Raw genomic sequence first — 5953 nt, forward strand, 5'->3', positions numbered from 1 at the left:
AGCAGATGGAGACGGCCCGGCGAGAGCTTCGCGAAACGCGGATCGTAGACATGCACCATCAGCGTGGCGCGGCCATGCCAGATATGGGCGATGCTGCCCGAGATCATCTCGCCGTCGAGCGTGAGCGAGGCGACCTGCAGATGCATCAGCCCGTCCTCGCAAGGCAGCGAGGCGAGTTCGAGATAGGCGGCGCGGTGGGCTTCGTCCTCGAAGATCGAAACGATGCCTTGCGCGCGGAGTTGCGCGGCCTTCGCGTCGAGGATGATACGGGCCATGGCGCGGGCTTCGGTCGGCGTCTTCGCGATGCGGAAGGCGAGTTCGCCCTGCTCGCCGAGCCTGCGCTCCTTGACGCGGTCGGTGCGGCGCGTCTCGGGCCGGAAGCGGGCGGAGAGTTCGTCGGGGTTCGCCGGCAGCGCGAAGAGATAGCCGGCATCGGCGGCGATTTCGCCGCCCAGCGCGACGAAGGGATTGGCGAGCCGGCCGAGCCGCGCCGGCTGATTTTCAAACAGAACGACATCGTGCTTCGGGAGCGAGCGAACGATCTTCGGCCAGAGCGCGGCGAAGCGTCCGACCGGCAGGCGCTCGGCGAAGTCGCGCGCGAGCAACGGCCCCTTGTAGTCGGCGAGCCTTCCGCCGAGCCAGACCAGGCATCGCGCGCCCATGCGGCGCTCGATGCCGAGCGGCGCGAGCATCAACGGGCGATCGCCGAGCGAAATCATCAGAATGGCGGGCTCGACGCCCTCGGCCGCGCCGACCGCTGCATGCCAGGCGGCGAGCCAGTCGTAGCTCTGGAAGCCGGTGCCCACCGCCTCGGCCTCGAAACGGCGCCAGGTGGCCTCGGCCTCGAGGAAGGACGTGAAGAGCTTGAAGCCAAGCGCGCCGCGGGTCGCGGCGCGGCGGTCGAAGGGACGTTGTGCGGAACCGGTACGCAGTGCCGTTGCGGGACGCGGCGAGAGCGGATGCGGCCTCGCCGCCGCGTCCCTGATCCCGTCCTCTTCGCTCGTCATATCCATAATCCCGCTTCCCGCGCCGTTCCGGCACAGTTCCCGTTCCGTTTGTGGACGGGGCCGCGCCTTCGCTTCTTTCGGAGCAAGACTCCGGCCAGCGCGTTAGGTGTCCATCGGGATCAACCAATGGGGAGTCCAGCCGTTGCGCATTTCACCAGCCGTCCTCGCCCTCCTCGCCTGCGCGGCGGGGTTTGCTGCCGGATTTCCGGCTCACGCCGCCGGGTCCGAGGAGGACTGCACGGCGAAGGAAACCCATGTCGATACGGCCGCCTGCCTGACGGGCCGCGCGGCAACCGAGCAACAGGCGCTCGCCGACGCCATGAAACGGGTCAAGGAACGCATCGCCGGCATCGCGGACGATGCGCGACGGGTGCAGGTGAGCGCCGCTCTCGATCAGGCGCAGCAGTCCTGGGGCGCCTATCGCGACGCGCAATGCGGCATGGAGCAGGAGCTCGATCCCGCCGGCACGCAGTCGAGCAGTGCAAAGCGGCTGATGTGCGAGGTCGATGTGACCAGACGGCGGGTGGAGGTCCTGTCCGAACTTGCGGCCAGGATCGCGCCGGCCGGCCAACCCGCGCTCTCGGAAAACTTGCCGACGGATTGATGGCGGGGCTTCCGCCCATGCTAAAGTCCCTCCGCCAAGGGAGGGGTCATGCCGTCACTCATACACATCGACACGCGGGGAGAGCCGGAAACGGGCGCGCCGGCGCCGGACCGCATCGTCTCCGGCAAGCCGCGCAACCGCACCTGGAACGCCTATGAAACGGATGACGGTCGTTTCTTCTCCGGCATCTGGGAGTCCGATCCCGGTTCCTGGCGCATCGAATATGAAGAGGCGGAGTTCTGCCACATCCTCGAAGGCGAGAGCCGCATCGCCGACGAGAACGGCCATGTCACCACGGTGCGCGCGGGCGACGCCTTCGTCATTCCGGCAGGTTTCAAAGGCACGTGGGACGTCGTGACACGAACGCGCAAGCATTACGCGATCTATCTGCCGGGAGAGACCGCGTGAAGGCCGCTCTCGTCACAGGCGCCGCGCGGCGCATCGGCCGCGCAATCGCGCTGGCGCTCGCCGAGGACGGCTGGTCGGTTGCGCTCTGCATCCGCCACGACCGCGCCGACGAGGATGCGGCGCAGGTTCTCGCCGAGATCGAGGCGAAGGGCGCTCGCGCCGTCGTGCTGAAAGCGGATCTTGCGGATCATGACGCCACCGCGCGGCTCGTGCCCGACGCCGCGAAGGCGCTCGGGCCCCTCACTCTGCTGGTCAACAATGCTTCCGTCTTCGAGCCCGACGAGGCCGCGACGATGACTTCGGCCTCCTGGACCGAGCATATCGACGTCAATCTGCGCGCGCCGGCCTTTCTCGCGCAGGCCTTTGCCGCGCAGCTTCCGGCGGGCGCCGACGGCAATATCGTCAACATCATCGACCAGCGCGTCTGGCGGCCCAATCCGCGCTTTCTGAGCTATACGCTGTCAAAAATGGCGTTATGGGACCTGACGCGCCTTCTCGCGCAGGGGCTCGCACCCCATATCCGCGTCAACGGCATCGGGCCGGGACCGACGCTCGCCAACGCGCGTCAGGCGCGCGAGGATTTCGACCGTCAGGCGGCCGCGACGATTTTGCGCCGCGGCACCACGCCGGAGGAGATTTGCGCGGGCATTCGGTTTATTCTCGCCGCGCCCGCGATGACCGGACAGATGATCGCGCTCGACGGCGGTCAGCACCTTGCGTGGGAGACGCCGGACGTCGTCGGCATTCCTGAGTAAATAGGCCGGAACAGCGAGTTACAGCATGAGTCAGTCCGAAAACGTCAGGCCTCTCAAGATCGCCGACGCGGCCCGCGCGATCCGACACGTCTTCGTGCGCGACCTGCTGCTCGACGCGCATATCGGCGTCTATGCGCATGAACAGGGCCGGACGCAGCCGATCCGGGTCAATGTCGATCTGACCGTCAGCGAGGCCGCGCATAGCGACAAACTCGCCAATGTCGTCTGCTACGAGACGGTGGTGAACCGGATCAAGGCGCTGGTCGCGAGCGGGCATCTCAACCTCGTCGAAACGCTGGCCGAAAAGGTCGCCGCCGATTGCCTCGAGGACGAGCGCGTGACCGTCGCCCGGGTGCGGATCGAGAAGCTCGCCGCGATCCCGGAGGCCGCCAGCGTCGGCGTCGAAATCGAGCGGGCCAGAACCCCCTTATAAGGCTCTTGGCACCGGGCCAGAACGACTGCCAAAAGCGACAATGGAATCAATGATTTGAATTGCATCCCGCGACGGGTACGGAGCATTTGTGCACAGCAACTATCCGGCCCGGAAAACGCGAATTTGCTTGACTTGGATTTGATTTGGCGGCAGGCCCCGCGCGTTAAAAAAGAAGAAATATGTTTAGAATCAATTAGTTAGCCTCGTCACAATTAACGGCTGGGCGTCACAAAAACTAATTGTGGCAAGAACTTGACACTTGTCCGGCCAAGAGTTTCAACAAACTTATCCACAGGTCGGATGGCTCGATTTTTAGGCGAATCCGATGTGCGTGTCGGATGCGCTACCATGGAAACCAACGAAATCCGGGACTTAGCGGAAGGCTGGTTTCGGCGCACCTGCGAGAAGCGATGAGCGAGCGGAACGACAGCGAAATCGAGGAGGCCGGCGGCGCGGGAAACGACGCGGCGACGACCGGCGCTGCCTATATCGCGGAGAAGGTGAAGCAGCTTCCCGACAGTCCCGGCGTCTACCGCATGTATGACGCGACCGGCGATCTTCTTTATGTCGGCAAGGCGCGGAGCCTGAAGAAGCGCGTCGCGAGCTACACCAAGATTTTCGGGCACACGAACCGTATCGCGCGGATGATCGCCTCGACCGTGTCGATGGAATTCATCACGACCGCGACGGAGACGGACGCGCTTCTCCTCGAAGCGAACCTCATCAAGCGGCTGCGCCCTCGCTACAACGTGCTGATGCGGGACGACAAGTCGTTCCCCTTCATCCTGCTGACCGGCGACCACGACTTTCCGCAGGTGGTGAAGCATCGCGGGAGCCGCTCGCGCAAGGGCGACTATTTCGGCCCCTTCGCGAGCGCGGGCGCGGTCAACGCGACGCTCAATGCGCTGCAGAAGGCCTTCCTGCTGCGCTCCTGCTCCGACAGCGTTTTCGAGAGCCGCACACGGCCCTGCCTCCTCCACCAGATCAAGCGCTGCAGCGCACCCTGCACGGGCGTCATCGACAAGGATGGCTATGCGGAACTCGTCGCCGAGGCGCGCGACTTCCTGCGCGGCCGCTCGCGCAAGACGCAGAAGGAACTGGCGGCCCATATGGAAGAGGCGGCGACCGCGCTCGATTTCGAGCGCGCCGCCATCTACCGCGACCGCATCCGCGCGCTGACCCAAGTCCAGCAGCATCAGGGCATCAATCCGCAGACGCTGACGGAGGCCGACGTCTTCGCCGCCTGGCAGGAAGGCGGCCAGACCTGCGTGCAAGTCTTCTTCTTCCGCGCCGGACAGAACTGGGGCAACCGCGCCTATTTCCCGCGCCACGACAAGGAGCTGGAGACCGCGGAAGTGCTCGACGCGTTCCTCGCGCAGTTCTACGAGGACCGGCATCCGCCGCGTCTCGTGCTTCTAAGCCACGACGTACCGGGCAAGGGGTTGCTCGCCGAGGCGCTGTCGATCATCGCGGGGCGCAAGGTCGCGGTCGGCGTGCCGCAGCGTGGCGAGAAGCGCGAGCTGGTCGACCACGCGCTGACCAATGCGCGCGAGGCGCTCGGCCGCCGGCTCGCCGAAAGCTCGACGCAGCGCAAGCTGCTCGAAGGCGTCGCGGAGGCCTTCGGCCTTGCCGAGACGCCGCAGCGCATCGAGGTCTACGACAACAGCCACATCTCGGGCTCGCATCCCGTCGGCGGCATGATCGTCGCCGGGCCCGAGGGCTTCATGAAATCGCAGTACCGCAAATTCAACATCAAGAGCGAAGTCGAACCCGGCGACGACTACGCGATGATGCGCGAGGTGCTGACGCGCCGCTTCACGCGCCTGCTGAAAGAGAGCGGCGAGGCAACCGGCGAAGAGGAACCTCGCCCCGAGGATGGCGAGAGCGAGGCGGAAGCAAAGGCGCGCGGCAAGGAATTTCCCGACTGGCCGGATCTCATCCTGATCGACGGCGGCGCGGGCCAGCTGAAGATCGCCTGCGACGTGCTCGCCGAACTCGGCATCGACAGCGTCGCCGTCGTCGGCGTCGCCAAGGGGCCGGAGCGCGACGCGGGCCGCGAGCGTTTCTTCATGCCGGGACGCGGCGACTTCATGATGGAGCCGCGCAATCCTGTCCTGTATTACCTGCAACGGTTGCGTGACGAAGCCCATCGCTATGCGATCGGCAGCCATCGCGCGCGGCGGTCGAAAGCGATCGGCGTCAACCCGCTGGACGACGTGCCAGGCGTCGGACCGGGCCGGAAACGCGCCTTGTTGCGTCATTTCGGGTCGGCGCGCGCCGTTGCCCGGGCCGGGCTCTCCGATCTCGAAGCGGTGGACGGGATCAGCGCGAAAGTCGCGCGCACGGTCTACGATTTCTTTCACGGCAGCCCCGATACATCCGCCAAATAGCGGATAAATAACGGCGCCGCCCGCTGACAGACGACGCAACTTTGCTATGCTGGCCAGGCACGGGGGGCCACCCCAATCACGAGGCGCGAATGCCGACAAACCTGCCCAATCTTCTCACCTATGCTCGCATCGTCATGGTGCCGGCGGTGGTCGCCTGTTTCTATTTCGACGGCGACGCCGCGCGCTGGTGGGCGCTGGCGATCTTCGTGCTGGCGGGCATCACCGATTTCTTCGACGGCTATCTCGCGCGCGCCTGGGCGCAGCAATCCAATCTCGGGCGGATGCTCGATCCGATCGCCGACAAGCTGCTCGTCGCCGCGGTCCTCCTCGCGCTGACCCGGGCGGGCACGATCGCG

Annotated in this window: 7 protein-coding genes; 6 read left to right on the forward strand and 1 reads right to left on the reverse strand. The window is 65.9% G+C overall.

The features are described 5' to 3' along the window. Window positions 1-1013, reverse strand: a 1013-nt coding sequence (locus VMR03_RS07295) for a GNAT family N-acetyltransferase (protein ID WP_325403729.1), incomplete at its 3' end; no start/stop codon positions are given. Window positions 1014-1149: 136 nt separating this feature from the next. On the opposite strand from VMR03_RS07295, the gene VMR03_RS07300 reads away from it, so the two are divergent. The 6 genes from VMR03_RS07300 to VMR03_RS07325 all read left to right on the forward strand — a co-directional run. Continuing rightward, window positions 1150-1611, forward strand: a complete 462-nt coding sequence (locus tag VMR03_RS07300; RefSeq protein ID WP_325403731.1) for a lysozyme inhibitor LprI family protein — start codon at window positions 1150-1152, stop codon at window positions 1609-1611. Between the two features lie 48 nt (window positions 1612-1659). Further along, window positions 1660-2019, forward strand: a complete 360-nt coding sequence (locus VMR03_RS07305) for a cupin domain-containing protein (RefSeq protein ID WP_325403733.1) — start codon at window positions 1660-1662, stop codon at window positions 2017-2019. Then, window positions 2016-2774, forward strand: coding sequence for an SDR family oxidoreductase (locus tag VMR03_RS07310; RefSeq protein ID WP_325403734.1), 759 nt, complete (start codon window positions 2016-2018; stop codon window positions 2772-2774). Before VMR03_RS07305 ends, VMR03_RS07310 begins: the two co-directional genes overlap by 4 nt. A 25-nt stretch (window positions 2775-2799) precedes the next feature. Next, window positions 2800-3207 carry a dihydroneopterin aldolase gene (gene folB / locus VMR03_RS07315; protein WP_325403736.1) on the forward strand — a complete coding sequence of 136 codons (408 nt, stop codon included), beginning with the start codon at window positions 2800-2802 and terminating at the stop codon, window positions 3205-3207. Window positions 3208-3617: 410 nt separating this feature from the next. Beyond that, window positions 3618-5597 (forward strand): excinuclease ABC subunit UvrC, encoded by a 1980-nt coding sequence (uvrC, locus tag VMR03_RS07320; protein WP_325403738.1) that lies wholly within the window; start codon window positions 3618-3620, stop codon window positions 5595-5597. 89 nt (window positions 5598-5686) lie between these two features. Further along, window positions 5687-5953, forward strand: a 267-nt coding sequence (locus tag VMR03_RS07325) for a CDP-alcohol phosphatidyltransferase family protein (RefSeq protein ID WP_325403740.1), incomplete at its 3' end; no start/stop codon positions are given.

Source organism: Parvibaculum sp. (assembly GCF_035511255.1).
Classification (GTDB): domain Bacteria; phylum Pseudomonadota; class Alphaproteobacteria; order Parvibaculales; family Parvibaculaceae; genus Parvibaculum.

Excerpts from the sequence above, each read along its gene's own strand:
- folB (WP_325403736.1), top strand. The coding sequence starts at position 2,800 with ATGAGTCAGTCCGAAAACGTCAGGCCTCTCAAGATCGCCGACGCGGCC.
- uvrC (WP_325403738.1), top strand. The coding sequence starts at position 3,618 with ATGAGCGAGCGGAACGACAGCGAAATCGAGGAGGCCGGCGGCGCGGGA.
- VMR03_RS07305 (WP_325403733.1), top strand. The coding sequence starts at position 1,660 with ATGCCGTCACTCATACACATCGACACGCGGGGAGAGCCGGAAACGGGC.